This is a genomic window from Paractinoplanes maris, from assembly GCF_023544465.1.
In the GTDB taxonomy this organism is placed as follows: domain Bacteria; phylum Actinomycetota; class Actinomycetes; order Mycobacteriales; family Micromonosporaceae; genus Actinoplanes; species Actinoplanes maris.
Genome location: NZ_JALPVL010000017.1, coordinates 44,314 through 58,918 on the forward strand (window position 1 = coordinate 44,314; position 14,605 = coordinate 58,918).

The 14,605-nt window shown below is 70.7% G+C and carries 20 protein-coding genes; 8 read left to right on the forward strand and 12 right to left on the reverse strand.

What is annotated here, in order from left to right; translation table 11 throughout:
- Positions 1-368: 368 nt before the first annotated feature.
- Entirely contained in the window at positions 369-683 is a 315-nt protein-coding gene (gene sugE / locus NAG42_RS39610) for a quaternary ammonium compound efflux SMR transporter SugE (protein WP_250037580.1), read from the reverse strand.
- 92 nt (positions 684-775) lie between these two features.
- Entirely contained in the window at positions 776-1,510 is a 735-nt protein-coding gene (locus NAG42_RS39615) for a VOC family protein (RefSeq protein WP_250037581.1), read from the reverse strand.
- A 31-nt stretch (positions 1,511-1,541) separates the two neighbouring features.
- Here NAG42_RS39615 and NAG42_RS39620 point away from each other — a divergent pair, with 31 nt between their 5' ends.
- Positions 1,542-1,880, forward strand: coding sequence for a DMT family transporter (locus tag NAG42_RS39620; RefSeq protein ID WP_250037582.1), 339 nt, complete (start codon positions 1,542-1,544; stop codon positions 1,878-1,880).
- Positions 1,877-2,197, forward strand: coding sequence for a DMT family transporter (locus NAG42_RS39625; protein ID WP_250037583.1), 321 nt, complete (start codon positions 1,877-1,879; stop codon positions 2,195-2,197). The genes NAG42_RS39620 and NAG42_RS39625 overlap by 4 nt, the downstream gene beginning before the upstream one ends.
- 26 nt (positions 2,198-2,223) lie before the next feature.
- On the opposite strand, the gene NAG42_RS39630 is transcribed toward NAG42_RS39625, so the two are convergent.
- A complete protein-coding gene (locus tag NAG42_RS39630; RefSeq protein WP_250037584.1) occupies positions 2,224-2,772 on the reverse strand; it encodes a hypothetical protein in 549 nt (182 codons plus the stop codon).
- On the opposite strand from NAG42_RS39630, the gene NAG42_RS39635 reads away from it, so the two are divergent.
- Together NAG42_RS39635 and NAG42_RS39640 are read left to right on the forward strand one after the other, a co-directional pair.
- Complete coding sequence (locus NAG42_RS39635) at positions 2,758-3,198, forward strand: GNAT family N-acetyltransferase (protein ID WP_250037585.1); 441 nt, start codon at positions 2,758-2,760, stop codon at positions 3,196-3,198. The two genes, NAG42_RS39630 and NAG42_RS39635, sit on opposite strands and share 15 nt — an antisense overlap.
- A 349-nt stretch (positions 3,199-3,547) precedes the next feature.
- Positions 3,548-4,504: a tyrosine-type recombinase/integrase gene (locus tag NAG42_RS39640; protein WP_250037868.1), complete on the forward strand. Its 957-nt coding sequence runs from the start codon at positions 3,548-3,550 to the stop codon at positions 4,502-4,504.
- Between the two features lie 4 nt (positions 4,505-4,508).
- Here the strand turns inward: NAG42_RS39640 and NAG42_RS39645 are convergent, their stop codons facing one another.
- Both NAG42_RS39645 and NAG42_RS39650 read right to left on the reverse strand, forming a co-directional pair.
- Positions 4,509-4,934: an organic hydroperoxide resistance protein gene (locus NAG42_RS39645; protein ID WP_250037586.1), complete on the reverse strand. Its 426-nt coding sequence runs from the start codon at positions 4,932-4,934 to the stop codon at positions 4,509-4,511.
- Entirely contained in the window at positions 4,931-5,371 is a 441-nt protein-coding gene (locus tag NAG42_RS39650; RefSeq protein ID WP_250037587.1) for a MarR family winged helix-turn-helix transcriptional regulator, read from the reverse strand. Before NAG42_RS39650 ends, NAG42_RS39645 begins: the two co-directional genes overlap by 4 nt.
- 79 nt (positions 5,372-5,450) lie before the next feature.
- Between NAG42_RS39650 and NAG42_RS39655 the strand changes: the two genes are divergently transcribed.
- Entirely contained in the window at positions 5,451-5,951 is a 501-nt protein-coding gene (locus tag NAG42_RS39655) for a GNAT family N-acetyltransferase (protein WP_250037588.1), read from the forward strand.
- On the opposite strand, the gene NAG42_RS39660 is transcribed toward NAG42_RS39655, so the two are convergent.
- Positions 5,933-6,709, reverse strand: a complete 777-nt coding sequence (locus NAG42_RS39660; RefSeq protein WP_250037869.1) for an endonuclease/exonuclease/phosphatase family protein — start codon at positions 6,707-6,709, stop codon at positions 5,933-5,935. The two genes, NAG42_RS39655 and NAG42_RS39660, sit on opposite strands and share 19 nt — an antisense overlap.
- Before the next feature lie 129 nt (positions 6,710-6,838).
- Between NAG42_RS39660 and NAG42_RS39665 the strand changes: the two genes are divergently transcribed.
- Together NAG42_RS39665 and NAG42_RS39670 are read left to right on the forward strand one after the other, a co-directional pair.
- Positions 6,839-7,300: a heme-degrading domain-containing protein gene (locus tag NAG42_RS39665; protein ID WP_250037589.1), complete on the forward strand. Its 462-nt coding sequence runs from the start codon at positions 6,839-6,841 to the stop codon at positions 7,298-7,300.
- A 47-nt stretch (positions 7,301-7,347) separates the two neighbouring features.
- Positions 7,348-8,307 (forward strand): Rossmann-fold NAD(P)-binding domain-containing protein, encoded by a 960-nt coding sequence (locus NAG42_RS39670; protein ID WP_250037590.1) that lies wholly within the window; start codon positions 7,348-7,350, stop codon positions 8,305-8,307.
- On the opposite strand, the gene NAG42_RS39675 is transcribed toward NAG42_RS39670, so the two are convergent.
- Entirely contained in the window at positions 8,296-9,246 is a 951-nt protein-coding gene (locus NAG42_RS39675; protein WP_250037591.1) for a pyridoxal-phosphate dependent enzyme, read from the reverse strand. The genes NAG42_RS39670 and NAG42_RS39675 overlap by 12 nt on opposite strands.
- Positions 9,247-9,290: 44 nt before the next feature.
- Here NAG42_RS39675 and NAG42_RS39680 point away from each other — a divergent pair, with 44 nt between their 5' ends.
- A complete protein-coding gene (locus tag NAG42_RS39680) occupies positions 9,291-10,040 on the forward strand; it encodes an alpha/beta fold hydrolase (RefSeq protein WP_250037592.1) in 750 nt (249 codons plus the stop codon).
- A 37-nt stretch (positions 10,041-10,077) separates the two neighbouring features.
- On the opposite strand, the gene NAG42_RS39685 is transcribed toward NAG42_RS39680, so the two are convergent.
- From NAG42_RS39685 to NAG42_RS39705, 5 genes are all read right to left on the reverse strand, one after another.
- Positions 10,078-10,929 (reverse strand): sigma-70 family RNA polymerase sigma factor, encoded by an 852-nt coding sequence (locus tag NAG42_RS39685; protein WP_250037594.1) that lies wholly within the window; start codon positions 10,927-10,929, stop codon positions 10,078-10,080.
- Positions 10,930-11,079: 150 nt separating this feature from the next.
- On the reverse strand, positions 11,080-11,691 hold the full coding sequence (locus NAG42_RS39690; protein ID WP_250037595.1) for a response regulator transcription factor: 612 nt from the start codon (positions 11,689-11,691) through the stop codon (positions 11,080-11,082).
- The gene (locus NAG42_RS39695) at positions 11,688-12,788 is read right to left on the reverse strand and encodes a sensor histidine kinase (protein ID WP_250037596.1); all 1,101 of its coding nucleotides are present in this window, start codon (positions 12,786-12,788) and stop codon (positions 11,688-11,690) included. Before NAG42_RS39695 ends, NAG42_RS39690 begins: the two co-directional genes overlap by 4 nt.
- A 17-nt stretch (positions 12,789-12,805) precedes the next feature.
- Positions 12,806-13,588: an ABC transporter permease gene (locus tag NAG42_RS39700; protein WP_250037597.1), complete on the reverse strand. Its 783-nt coding sequence runs from the start codon at positions 13,586-13,588 to the stop codon at positions 12,806-12,808.
- Positions 13,585-14,502: an ABC transporter ATP-binding protein gene (locus tag NAG42_RS39705; protein WP_250037598.1), complete on the reverse strand. Its 918-nt coding sequence runs from the start codon at positions 14,500-14,502 to the stop codon at positions 13,585-13,587. The genes NAG42_RS39700 and NAG42_RS39705 overlap by 4 nt, the downstream gene beginning before the upstream one ends.
- Between the last annotated feature and the right edge of the window lie 103 nt (positions 14,503-14,605).

Here is a 14,605-nt window from a genome sequence, read left to right on the forward strand (position 1 = left end):
CGGCACTGGCCATCGAACTCGCCGCCGACGCCCGCACACCCCGGCCTACGACAGCCCGGCCGACGCGGCGGGGGACAGGACCCGCACCTGGCCCCCGGAAGCCGCCACTCTGGTCGACGACCAGATCACCCGGCACCCCGACGGCCGCCGGCGATACACCGCCGGCCTGGCCGCCGCGAACCACTCCGAACTGGCCGGGCCGGCCATCACCCCACCCGCCGGCACACCAACGTTGCTGGTCAAAGCCCTGCTCTCACCAGCACTCCCGCCCGGCTACCCCGAGCTGTGCCGCCGGACCCTGCACGACGACTTCACGCTGACCGAACTCGACTGCGGCCAACAGGTGCCCCTCGAACGCCCCGCCCTGATCAGTGGAACAGCTTGAGCCCGACCACCCCGGCGACCACCAGCAACAACGACAAGATCCGCAGCAGGCTCGCCGACTCACCGAGAAACACCATCCCGGCCAGCGCCGTACCCACCGCACCGATACCCACCCACACCGCATAACCCGTACCGATGGGAATGCTGCGCAAGGCGTAACCCAGCCCGACCATCGACGCCACCAGCGCCACCGCGAAGACAACGCTCGGAACCAGGCGGGAGAACCCCTGCGACCGGCCCAGCGCGACAGCCCACACCGACTCGAGCACACCCGAGAAGACCAGAACAACCCAAGCCACGACGACGCACCACCCTCACGCGGTCGTCTTTGCCTGCCGGGTACGACACGTCCTCGTCCGGGATAGCCGCTGCTGCGGTACCACCACCCAAGCTAGCAAACCGTCGGCGACCGTCCAGTGACGCAATACTCCCGGCCAGAAGTATCACGCAACGTCGTCCACTCACCAGGCACCCGCCGCACGACCGACGCCCCCAGCCCCACATGCCGCGTCACCTCTCGGTCGACGTCATCGCACGCCAGATCCACATGCATACCGGCCGACGCCGACCCGACCCGCTGCACAAGCAGCTTCAACGGCATCCCCGCACCCCGCACCAGATGCTCGAACTCCGGGGAATCCGAGGCCCGCCGCTCCCACCCGGTCAACGCCGACCAGAACCCCACTTCACGATCAAAAACCTTCCCCGGTACGTCGACACACACCTGATCCACCAGGCTGACCTGCCCGCCCGGCCACCGCACCGGCGCCGGCCGCACCACCTCACCCGACCACGGCACCAGACAGAACACCGCCCCGGCCGGGGACCGCAACACCACCAGATCACCCTCGTCGAGCACCACCGACGCCCCCAGACCCACCGCCTCCCCGGCCGCACCCCGCACCGACGACACATGCAGATCCAGATGCGTACGCGGGGGAGAGGAACCCAGAACCTGCACCCGCAGATACGCGTCACCGTCACCCGGCACCAACGTCGCGAAATCCCCCCGCCGCGCCGACAACGACGACCCCGTCACCGCCAACCAGAACGCCTCACCAGCACGCGACGGCGAATCCAGAAACCCGGTGACCCACCTGACCTCCACAAGATCGCCCCCTGTCACACTGCACCGACCTCATCGAAGGAGCCCACCGATGAAGTGGCTGACCCTCGGCAGCGCGATCATCTCAGAAGTCAGCGCCAGCCTCGCCCTGCGCGCCGCCGTCGACAACCCCGCCTGGTACGTCCTCGTCGTCGGCGGCTACCTCGGCGCCTTCATCCTCATGGCCCTGCTGCTGCGCCAGGGCATGCCCATCGGCGTCGCCTACGGCATCTGGGCCGCCAGCGGCGTCGCCCTCACCGCCCTGGCCGCCGCCGTCATCTTCGGCGACCCCCTGACCTGGCTCATGACCGTCGGCTTCGCCGCCATCATCGGCGGCGTCCTGCTCATCGAAACCGGCTCCCGCACCACCGAGAGCGAAACAGCCCGGTGAGCTACCTCTACCTCGCCCTCGCCATCACCCTGGAGATCAGCGCCACCATGGCCCTGCGCGTCTCCGACGGCCTGCGCGCCAAGAAATGGCTGGCCCCGATCCTGCTGGGCTACACCGCGTCGTTCACCCTGCTCTCCCTCGCCCTGCAGGAAGGCATGTCCATCGGCATCGCCTACGGCATCTGGTCAGCCATCGGCATCGCCGGCACCGCGCTCATCGCCAAAGCCGCCTTCCACGACCCCCTCACCAAGAAGATGGCCGCCGGCATCGCCCTGGTCATCCTCGGCGTCCTCCTGGTCGAACTCGGCAGCCACTGACCGGCAACAGCCTCGCCCCGGGCCCCTCAAGCTGATTCGCTGACGCGAGAGCCGTCCGTTGTCCCGCCGCCAGTGCCGGGCGACAAATCGGAACTCGATGGGGGAGCCGGCCACTTCTTCGGCCGCAGGGACGGGCCGGTCAGCGCCCGCTTGACCTCTTCCGGATAAAGGTGCCCCATCGCCGCCCACCACTGCCGGAGAGCCGGACTGTTGCGGTAGAGGAGGTTGAAGTGGTCGTCCCAGTCGCCTTTCAGATGCGGCAGGACCGTCTCGACCGCGATGCACATCTCGGCGACGTCCCCGATGTAACCGGCGATGGCCAGCAGACGCTGACGCTCGACCGGATCGACCGCCTCCTGATTCGCGGAGAAATACGGCCTCAGCTCCGGTCGCTCCACAAAGATCATGTTGATGTCGGAGAAGGCTTTGGTCAGCGTGGGCGACAGCAGCAAGACACTGTGTATCCGCTCGCCGGGTGCGGGGCGGCGGAACGCCCACGAGAACACCAGACTGATCACATGAAGGTCAGACGAGCCGAAGCCGCCGACATCCCGGCGATCATGGCGATCGGACACCAGACGTGGCCACCCACGTACGCGTTCGCCGGCGAGGACTACATCACGCACGGGCTCGCCACCTGGTGGTCAGCTGAGGCCGTTGAGCGCAGCCTGCGCAACACCACAGTGCTGATCGCCGAGGACGAACACGGGGCGATCGGAACCGGGAACATCGACCTGCGCGCGGCCACGGCCATCATCTGGAAGCTGTACGTCGTACAACACGCCCAGGGGACCGGTGCCGGCTCAGCGCTCCTGACCGAACTCGTCCACCTGGCCGGCGGTGCTGCCGTACGGCTCGAGTACACCGACGGCAACACGCGGGCGGCCCGTTTCTACGCCGCACACGGTTTCACGGAGATCAAGCGTGAGCCCAGCGACCGGCCTGGATGGCCTGACACCGTCTGGCTCGAACGATCCATCGACGATATTCCAGGTCGTTAATTTACATTATGTCAACCTGGGAACGGGGCGGCCCTGGCGGCAAGAATCGCAGAATCCGGCACTGACCCGCATTCAACGCGACTTGCGCGTAGACCGCCGATCCGCATTGACCTCCCGCGCCCCGGCGACAGACTTTCACGCTCGCGGCCAGGTTCCCGCAAGCCGGTCACGACACGCTGAACGTCTGGGTTGCCGATGCCGGCGCGACGATCTCGCAGGCCGAACGGCGGCGATTCTCTGGGCGCGCTGCTGATCGGCACAGTTCGACAGCGATTCCCCCGAGTGCGCCCGACAGCTGCCACCAACCTCGCTCCGTACAAACGTGCGAAAGTGCTGTATAATAGGTCATATGCATGAGAACCGGGATGCTTCGGTCAGCACGCTCATCGGAGACTTTCTTGCCGCTCGGGCTGTGCGCAAGCCGTCGGTTCACACGCTGGCGGCGTACGAGAGGGATTTGAACTCGGTTGTCGCCCTGATGGATCGTGACAATGTCACCCTCGGTGACCTCTCCCCTCGCCTCCTGCGCGGCGCCTTTGCCCGTTTTGCGAGCTCTCGTGCACCGGCCTCGGTGGCGCGGGCCTGGTCGAGCTGGAACGCGTTCTTCACGTTCCTGGTGACCGAGCAGGTGGTGGCCGGCAATCCGATGTCGGCCGTTGACAAGCCGAAACAGGCGGTGCACTCCCCCAAGCCGTTGCGGGGTGAGGACACTCCGGAGCAGCTTCTCGATGCGGTGAGCCGGGCCGACGACCGTCAGCGGGATCCGTGGCCCGAGCGTGATGTCGCTGTGCTCGCGCTCGCTCTGTGTGCCGGTCTGCGGTTGTCGGAGCTTCTGGGGTTGCGTGTCGGCTCGTTCCTGGGGCGTCCGGGTGAGCGGCGGGTCGAGGTGGCCGGTAAGGGTGGCCGGCCGCGGACCGTACCGGTGGAGCCGGAGCTGGATGCGGTGGTGCAGCGTTATGTGGAGAGCCGTCGTCTGCGGTTCGGCCGGGTGGGTGCCGGTGACGCGCTGATGGTGGATCGGCGGGGCGCTCCCCTGCAGCGTGGTGGTCTGCAGTATCTGGTGAGTTCGTGTTACCGGCGGGCCGGGGTGAACGATCGGGTGCCGCGGGGTGCTCAGTTGCATGCGTTGCGGCACACGTTCGCGACGCGGCTGGCTGAGGACGGGGCGAATGCCAGCGAGATCATGCGGTTGCTGGGGCATGCGTCGTTGGCGACGTCGCAGAACTACATCGAGGTGACGGCGGAGCAGCAGCGCGCGGCCGTGCGGGCGAACCGCACGAACCGCGCGCTGGGCAGGCTGGGGTGAGGGGTCAGGCGACGGTGAGTTTGACGTCGATGTTGCCGCGGGTGGCGTTGCTGTAGGGGCACACCTGGTGGGCGGCTTCGAGGAGTCGCTGGGCGGTGGCTTCGTCGACGCCGGCGAGTTCGGCTTCGATGGTGGCGTTGAGCTGGAAGCCGGGGGTGCCGTCGGTTTTGGGGCCGATGCCGACGTCGACGGTGATGGCGGTGTCGGTGAGTTCGACCTTCTCGTTGCGGGCGACCAGTTTGAGGGCGCTGTGGAAGCAGGCGGCGTAGCCGGCGGCGAAGAGTTGCTCGGGGTTGCTGTGGGCGCCGCCGGGGCCGCCCATCTCCTTGGGGACGGCGAGGTCGAAGTCGAGGACGCCGTCGCTGGAGCGGACGTGGCCGTTGCGGCCGTCGCCGGAGGCGGTGGCGCTGGCGGTGTAGATCGCGGTCATGGTTGGCCGGCCTTTCGGTTGGTGTGGCGGATGCGGTTGAGCAGGTGGTGGAGCTGGGTGAATTCGTCGTCGGTGAGGTCGGTGGTGCAGGCGATGCGGCGGGGCAGGTCGGTGAGGTGGTCGCGCAGGCGGGTGCCGCTGTCGGTGAGGTGGATCTCGACGGTGCGTTCGTCGGTGGTGCCTCGTTCGCGGCGGACGTGGCCGGCGGTTTCGAGTCTTTTGAGCAGGGGTGACAGGGTGCCGCTGTCGAGGTCGAGGAGCTGGCCGAGGTCGCGGACGGTGGTGGGGCCGCGGTGCCAGAGGACGCGCAGGGCGAGGTATTGGGTGTAGGTGAGGCCGTGGGGGTCGAGGGCCGGGCGGTAGATGGCGGTCATGGCGCGGCTGGCCGCGTGGAGTTGGAAGCAGACCATCTGTTCGAGTCCGGTGCTGTCGACCATGCGGGAACGGTAGCGCACAACTTAGTTGTGCACAACGGATGTGTGGCGGTGATCGCCACGGTGTGTGATCATCGCTCGCGTGCCGGACATCCGTTTCGTACAGCTGTCCCCCGCGGCTCTGACCGCGCTGATCGATGGTGACCTGGCCGCCGCGAGCGCGGAGGCGGGCGTCCCCCTGAGTCCCTATCTGGTGGAGGAGGCCTGGTTGTGGCGTATCCGTCTGGAGGACATCCAGGCCGATCCGGCCGCGGCCGAGTGGATCGCGCGGGCCGCGGTCGCCGAACCGGACGGTGTAACAGTCGGTCACGGAGGGTTTCATGGGCCCCCCGATGCCGACGGGGTGGTCGAGGTGGCGTACTCGGTCGATCCTGAGCACCGCCGGCGGGGTTATGCGAAGGCGATGCTGCGGGCGCTGCTGGAGCGGGCCGACGCGGATCCGCGGGTGACGGCGGTGCGGGCGAGCATCCGCCCGGACAATGTGGGGTCGCGGGCGACGATCGCCGGGTTCGGGTTCCGCAAGGTCGGTGAGCAGTGGGATCCCGAGGACGGTCTGGAGGACGTCTACTTGCGGTCGAGCTGAACGAGCAGGGGCAGGTGGTCGGACAGGGCCGGGCGGGTGGTGGCGACCTGGACGACACGGCCGAGGTCGTCGAGGCCGCGCGGGTCGGCCAGGATGTGGTCGAGCTGGACGCGGGGCATCGGGCTGGGGAAGGTCTCGGCGCGGGCGAGGGTGCGCCAGCCGGTGACGGCGCGGACCGGGCGGGCGGGCATGTTGAGGTCGCCCAGCAGGACGCGGGGGGCCGGGAGGGCGCGCAGGGCGCGGACGGCGTGGCGTAGCTGGCGCAGGTTCCAGCCGGGCACGAACGACAGGTGGGTGGTGGCGACGGTCATCGGGCCGCCGGGGGTGTCGAGGACCGCGGCGAGCAGCACGCGGGGTTCGTCCTTGAGCAGCCGCAGGCCGTTGTCGGGGTCGTAGATGGGTGAGCGCATGGGCGCGCCGGGCAGGGTGGTGATCTGCCAGCGGGTGACCGGGTAGCGGCTGACCAGGGCGATGCCGTAGAGGGGGTGCTGGTTGTCGTCGTCGCTGCGCCAGGGTTGCCAGGTCTCCCCCGGGGTGCCGACGACGGCGGCGGCGAAGCGGTGCACGGAGGCGCCGAGCGCGTCGGCGGCGATGGCGGTGAGGTCGAGCAGGCCGCTGCGGGGCTGGGCTTTGTCGACCTCCTGGAGCCCGAGGACGTCGGCGTCGAGGTCGGTCACGGCGGCGGCGACCCGATCGGCGTGTACCGTGCCGTCGGACAGGGATCGGCCGTGCAGGAGGTTGAACGTAGCCAGGCGCACGGCTCTGTATATAACCAGTTCGGAGAAGACGATGTTCATCAAGGCACTCTGCTGCTCAGTGATGATCTTCATCGCAGTGGCCTGGCTGGGGATCTGGTTGCAGCGCCGTCGCAACCGATAATGCCTGTCATGACTGATGATCTGATCGCCGAGCTGGAGTCGCAGGAGCGCGAGCTCGAGCTGAGCCGTTTCGACAACGCCGACGCGTGGCGGCTGGGCAGTCTGCTGGTCGAGCTGGCCACCGGGCGCGGGTTGCCGGTGGCGATCGACATCCGGCGGGGTGCGCAGCAGCTGTTCCATGCCGGCTTGGCCGGCAGTGTGGCCGACAACGACCGGTGGATCGAGCGCAAGGTGCGGGTGGTCGAGCGGTACGGGGTGTCGTCGTTCCTGGTGGGGCGCCGGTTGGCCGCGAAGGGTCAGGAGCTGGACGCGGGCATGGGTGTGGACCCGGCCGACTATGCCGCGCACGGTGGGGCGTTCCCGATCCGGATCCGTGACGTGGGGGTGGTCGGGGTGGTGACGGTGTCGGGTCTCCCTCAGGCCGACGATCACGCGCTGGTGGTGGAGGCGTTGCGGGCGTTTCGCTCGTAGCGAGAAATCCTTCCGTCCGGCCGGGAGCGGCGGGCAGGGTCGGTGGCATGAGATTGCTGATCCTGGGTGGGTCCGGGTTCGTGGGCCGGGCTGTCGCCGATGAGGCTGTGCGCCGCGGCTGGGACGTGACCGTGTTCAACCGGGGGCTGCGCGACGCGCCGGCCGGGGTGACGACGGTGACCGGTGACCGGCTGGGTGATCTGAGCGCGTTGGCCGGCGGGTCCTGGGACGCGGTTGTCGACACCTGGTCGGCTCAGGGTGAGGCGGTGCGCCGGACGGCGGAGCTGCTCAGTGGGCGGGCGGGGCATTACGCGTACGTGTCGAGCCGCTCGGTGTACTCCGGTGAGCAGCATGAGAAGGCGGAGGATGCCCCGCTGGTCGATGAGGGCGACGAGGGGTACGCCGGGGACAAGCTGCGCGGTGAGCTCGGGGCGGCCGTGTTCGACGGGCCGGTGCTGCTGGCCCGGGCCGGGCTGATTTTGGGACCGCACGAGGACGTCGGCCGGTTGCCGTGGTGGCTCAACCGGCTCGCCCGCGGCGGTCCGACGCTGGCGCCGGGTCCGCGGGAGCTGACCCTGCAGTACATCGACGCCCGGGACCTGGCGACCTTCCTGCTGGACACCTCGGCCCGCCGGGTCGCCGGGCCGTTCGACCTGGTCAGCCGGCCCGGGCACACGACGATGGGTGAGTTGCTGGAGGTGGCGGCCGAGGTGACCGGTGGGCGGGCGGAGCTGCGCTGGACCGATCCGGAGACGATCGTGGCGGCCGGGATCGAGCCGTGGACGCAGCTGCCGATCTGGTTGCCGCCGGGTGAGCTGCACGATTTCCTGCACGACGGTGATGTCGGCAAGGCGTACGGGGAAGGTCTGGTCTGCCGTCCGGTGCGCGAGACGGTCGAGGACACGTGGGCGTGGCTGCGGGGTCTGCCCGGGGACGTGCCGCAGCGCGCCGACCGGCCCCAGGTGGGTCTGGACCCGCAGGCCGAGGCGAAGGTGTTAGGCGATTAGCTCGGCCAGCCGGGCCGCGCCGACGTTGCCGCCCGAGATGATGACACCGATCCGGGCCGGGAGCGGGTCGAGCCGGCCGGCCAGCAGGGCGGCCAGGCCGGTGGCGCCGCTGGGCTCCATGACCTGCTTGAGCCGGTCGACGGCGAAGCGCAGCGCGTCGCGGATCTCCTCGTCGCTGACCAGCACGATCTGGTCGACCAGCTCCTTGTTGATGCTGAAGGTGAGCTCGCCGGGGGTGGGCGCGGCCTGCCCGTCGGCGATGGTGCGCGGCACGGCGACGGTGACACGCTCGCCGGCGGCCAGCGACAGGAAGGTGTCGTTGCCGGCCTCGGGTTCGACACCGATGACCCGGATGCCCGGTTGCGAGCCCTTGGCGGCGATGGCACTGCCGGCGATCAGCCCGCCGCCACCGACCGGGACCAGGAGGGCGTCGAGGTGACCGGTCTCCTCGAGCAGTTCGAGCGCGGCGGTGCCCTGACCGGCGATGACGTCGGGGTGCTCGTAGGGCGGGATCAGGGCGAGACCACGCTCGGCGGCGAGCCGGTTGCCGATCTCCTCCCGGTCACCGGTGTACCGGTCGTAGGTGACGATCTCGGCGCCGTAACCGGCGACGGCGTCGAGCTTGGACCGCGGCGTGTCCTCGGGCATGACGATGACGGCGGTGGTGCCGAGCTCGGCGGCGGACAGGGCGACCGCCTGGGCGTGGTTGCCCGACGAGTACGCGGCGATGCCGCGCCGCAGCTGCTCGGGGGTGAGCCGGCGGATCGCGTTGTAGGCGCCGCGGAACTTGAACGCGCCGATGCGTTGCAGGTGCTCGGCCTTCAGATACACCTCGGCGCCGACCCGGGCGTCGAGGGTGCGCGAGCGCAGCACCGGGGTGCGGTGGGCGACGCCTTCGATGCGCTTGGCCGCGTCCTGGACGTCCTGCAACGTGACCATAAGTCGTTTCCCTCCGGTGGCCGCGGGGCGATAGCGTGCGCGCGATGACGCTATCTCATGACTCCGACGGAACCGGCCCGGCTGTCCTGCTGGTGCACTCGACGGTGTGCGACCGCCGCATGTGGCGACCCCAGGTGGGGGCGCTGGTCACGGCCGGGTTCCGCGCTGTGGCTTGCGACCTTCCCGGGTACGGGGATTCGCCCGTGCCCGCCGGGCCGGTCGACACCGCGGCCGAGGTGCTGAGCGTGCTGGACGCGCTGGGTATCGAGTCGGCCGCGCTGATCGGCTCGTCCGGGGGTGGCGGGGTGTTGCTGGAGCTGGCCGCGCGGTGGCCGGACCGGGTCGACGCGCTGGCCCTGCTGTGCACGGCCGGCCCCGATCTGGAGCCCGGCCCGGAGCTGCGGTCGTTGTGGAAGCGGGAGAACGAGCTGGCGGAGGCGGGCGACGTCGAGGCCGCCACCGAGCTGAACGTGCGCTTCTGGCTGGGCCCGCGGGCCGGCGACGACACGCGGGCGCTGGTGCGTGAGATGCAACGGCACGCGTTGGAGGTGCAGCTGGCCTCCCCCGAGCCGGAAGAGATCGAGACCCCGTACGACCCGGCCACGATCACGGCCCGCACGCTGCTCGTCTCCGGGGCCCACGACCTGCCCGAGTTCGGCGTGCTGGCCGCCGGCCTGGCCACCCGCATCCCCGCCGCCCGGCACGTCGAGCTGGACTGGGCCGGTCACCTGCCCAGCATGGAAGACCCCGAGCCGGTCAACGAGCTGCTGCTGGAGTTCCTGCAGCCCCGTTGACCAGGCCGGCGAGCCCGAGGGCTCCGGGTGCGGGCGGTCAGGCGGCGGAGCGGAAGCCCTGCAGGTCGGTGGCGGCCAGGCGCGAGGCCATGGTCGAGCGGGCGGCGATCTTCGCGGCGTAGACAGCTCGGCGGCGGGCTACGCAGCCGTCCTTGGCGGTGCCGGTTTCCTGCTGGTCCATGTGGGTGCTCAGGCCGTCCTTGAGCAGGGCCAGGGCCTCGGTGCGCAGCTGGGAGACGCGGCTCTCGGTGACGTTGAGCTCGGCGGCGACCTCGGACAGGGGGCGCTCGCGCAGGAACGACGCCTCGACGACGAAACGCAGGCGCTCGGGCAGCACGGCCACGGCGTCGTGCAGGTAGCCGACCCGCTCGCGGTGCAGCAGCAGCTCCTCCGGGTTCAGGGCGGTCTCGGTGACCATCTCCTCGGCCGTGCCGGCCGCGAAGCCCTGCAACGACAGCACGGCCGCGCGCTGCACGTCGTCCTGGACGTTGGCCAGTTCGCTGACGGCCACGCCGAGCAGCGTCGCCAGCTCGGTGTCGGTGGGCGTGCGGCCCAGCTGGGCGGTCAGTTCCTGGCGGGCCTGCTCGGCGCGGCGGGCCCGGGCCCGCACCGACCGGCTGGCCCAGTCGAGCCCGCGCAGCTCGTCGAGCAGGGCACCGCGGACCCGCAGGGCGGCGAACCGGCCGAACGGGATGCCCCGGTCCGGGTCGAACGCCTTGGCCGCGGTGACCAGGGCGGCGTAGCCGGCCGAGGCCAGGTCGTCACGGTGCACGTGCGGCGGGACCTTGAACAGCATCTCGCGCACCATGTGGCCGACCAGGGCCATGTTGTCGCGGATCAGGGTCTCCTGCTCGCGGCTGACGGTCGTGGCGGTGATGGTGGCGCTCATTCGTGGTTCCCCCTTGTCGTTGCTGACAAGAGGTGACTTTTGTGGGCGCCGGGTGCAGAAAACGGTTGCTCACGGTTGCCGCTCGGTTGCTCTCAGAAAAGCCCGGCCGGAACCCTCAAGTGAGCACTCCGCAGCGCGGCCGGGCTGCTGTCAGGTGAGTAACCAGCCGTTCTCGACGGCCAGGCGGACGGCTTCGGCGCGGGTGCGGGCTCCGGTCTTGCCGATGGCGGCGGAGAGGTGGTTACGGACGGTGCCCTCGGACAGGTGCAGCTCCCGGGCGATGTCGGCGACCGTCCCCCCGTCGCGGGCCGCCCGCAGCACATCGGCCTCCCGTTCGGTCAACGGCGAATCGCCCTGGGCCAGTGACTGCGCGGCCAGCCCGGGGTCGACCACCCGCAGACCCTCGTGCACCCGGCGGACCGCGTCGGCCAGCCGGCGGGCCGGGGTGTCCTTGACGATGAACCCGCCGGCCCCGGCCGCCATGGCCTGGCGCAGATACCCGGCCCGGCCGAACGTGGTCACCATCAGCACCCGTACGGAGGGCATCGCCTGATGCAGGGCGCGCGCCGCCGCGACCCCGTCCAGGCCCGGCATCTCCACATCGAGCAGCGCCACGTCCGGTTCGGTGGCCTGCGCCGCCGCCACCACCTCGTCACCGCGGCCGACCTCGGCCACCACCTTCAGGTCGGGTTCCATGTCGAGCAGGGCGGCCATCGCCCCGCGCACCAGGGCCTGGTCGTCGGCGAGCAACAGCTTGATCATGTCGGTACCTCCACGCGTACCCGGAATCCCGGCTCGTTGTCCCGGGCGCCCGCCACGAGCCGGCCGCTCATGGCCTCGGCGCGGCGCCGTAGTCCGCTCAGGCCCTGCCCGACGACGAAGGACCCGCCCATCCCGTCGTCGATGATCTCCACGCAGGTGGGGGTGAGCTCGACCCGCACGTGCCGGGCCCGGCTGTGCCGCACGACGTTGGTGACCGCCTCCCGGATCGTCCAGGCGAACAGCTCCCGGTTGCGGGTGGGCACCTCGTCGGCCGCGCCCGGCAGCTCCGCCTCGACGTTGGCCGCGGCCAGCGCCTCCCGGGCGGCCGCGATCTCGCCGGGCAGGGAGATGCCGCGGACCCCCATCGCCGTGGTGCGCACATCGGCCAGGGCGTCGCGGGCCAGGGTCTCCAGGTCGGCCAGCTCCTTGCGGGCGCGTTCCACATCGACGTCGAGCAGCCGCTGCGCCAGTTCGGCCTTCACGGTGACCACGGTCAGCGAGTGCCCGAGGATGTCGTGCAGGTCGGCCGCGATCCGGGCCCGCTCGCCGGCCACCGCCCGGTCGGACAGCTCACGCTGGGCGGCGATCAGGCGGCGCTGCCGTTCGGCGGCCATCCGGATCCCGTACGTGGCCAGCGAGCCCAGCAGCACGGCCAGCCCGTAGCCGCCGTCGGCCCAGCCGTCGACCGTGCGCGGCGCGATCTCGGCCCCGACGAACAGGATCAGCGCCAGCGGCGCGGCCTGCGCGATCGGCAGGTTCACCATGGCCAGGGCGGCGATGTAGACCAGGCAGGTCAACGCGTGGTCACCCGCGCCGGGGACCTGCAGCGCGAACAACGCCAGCAGCAGGACGAGCCCGAGCCAGGTCCGCACGATGTGCCGCGGTGGCGGCGTGGCGTCCTGCGGGAACGGGGCGCGGCCACCGCGAGCGACCAGGTACACGTAACTCACCGCGAACACGGCGACCGAGATCAGCCCGGTGACCCGCCAGTACAGGTCCGGCTGGTCGAGCAGGGCCCCGACGTTGCCGCTGAGGTAGAACAGCCAGACGGCGGCGAACACCCACCCGAAGCGCGGTGGACCACTCGTCGCCGTCATACCGAGGAACTTACGGCTCATACGCGCGCGGTGGCCCGCCGGAACCGCCACATCGCGCCCGCCGCGAACAGGGCCGTCCACAGGACCACGTTGAGCACGGCCAGCCCCAGGTTGCCGTCGTGGGTCAGCGGGTACCGGGCGATCTCACCGACCCCGTACACCGGGGTGAACTTGGCGATCGCGGCGAACGTGCTGCCGAACTGGTCCAGCGGCACGAACAGGCCCCCGGCGAAGGAGAGCACGGCCAGCACCGGGCCGAGGATCTGCATGACGTTCTCGCTGGGCAGCAGATACCCCATGAACAGGCCGAACGCGGCGAACACGAGGGCGCAGGCCCAGGCCAGCAGGCCGCAGAACACCCACGCGGACGCGGGCAGCTGCGCCCCCGAGAACGCGCCGACCACGAACACGACCCCCACCGACACCGCACCGATGATCATGGCCAGGGCCAGTTTCACCGCGATGTAGGCGATCGGGCGCAGCGGGGTCAGCCGCAGCTGCCGGCTCCACCCGGCGGCCCGCTCGATGGACACCATCGCGCCGCCGGAGGTGGTGGCCAGCATCGCGCCGTAGACGGCCATGCTGACCAGGATGTACCCGGTGACGTTGCCGTCGCCGAGCCGTTCGGTCTTGTAGTCACCGCTCGTGCCGAACAGCAGGAAGAACACCGCCGGCATGATGAATGTGAAGATGACGGTGCGGCGGTTGCGCGCCATCCGGCGCAGCTCGAGCCCGATCATCGCGGGGTTGAACCCGCCGAAGCGGGGCAGTGTGCGGGCCGGGGCGGCGGTCGTGGTCATTTCGGGGGCTCCTCGTCGGCCGTCAGGGCCAGGAACGCGTCCTCCAGGTTCCGGGAGGTGATCTCCAGGTCCCGGGCCGCGGTGCGGGTGAGCAGGTGACGGGCGATCCCGTCGGAGTCGTTGCCGTGCAGGAACACCGTGTCGCCGCGCACCTCGGCCCGGTCGACCCCGGCGATCGCGGCCAGGTCCGCCTCGACGGCGCCGGGCAGGGTGGCCCGCACCGTGCGGCCGGAGGCCAGGGCCTTGACCTCGGCCGCGGTGCCGTCGGCGACGATCCGCCCGCGCCGCACGAAAACGACCCGGTCCGCGTACGCGTCGGCCTCCTCCAGATAGTGGGTGGCGAAGATGACCGTGCGGCCCCGGCGGGCGTCGTCGCGGATCGCCGACCAGAACTCGTGGCGCCCGGCGACGTCCATGCCGGTGGTCGGCTCGTCGAGGATCAGCAGCTCCGGGTCGGGCAGCAACGCCATCGCGAACCGCAGCCGCTGCTGCTGCCCGCCCGAGCACTTGCCGACCAGCCGGCCGGCCACGTCGGTCAGCCCGGCCCGCTCGATGGCCTGCCCGACCGCCGTACGGGGTTTGCCGAACAGCACCGCGGTCAGCCGCACGGTCTCCTCGACGGTGTAGTCCTTGAGCAGCCCGCCGGTCTGCATCACCGCCGAGACCAGCCCGAGCGCGACCGCGTCGTGCGGTGCCCGCCCGTACACCTCGACCGTGCCCCGGTCGGGTTGTTGCAGGCCGAGCAGCATGTCGACGGTGGTGGTCTTGCCGGCACCGTTGGGGCCGAGCAGCGCGACCACCTCGCCCGGCCGGATGCACAGCGAGACGCCGTCGACGGCGGTCACCGCGCCGTAGCGCTTGACGACGCCGGACAGGTCGACCGCTGCGGTGTCGAGAGCGGTGGTGAGGGTCATGGGCTCATCGTGGGCCGCCCGGGCGGTCCGGCCGGCTGCCACGCGTCACGGCCCCGGCATGACATTCGTCAGTGCTCACCGCTGGCGCCGGGCGGCCCCGCGC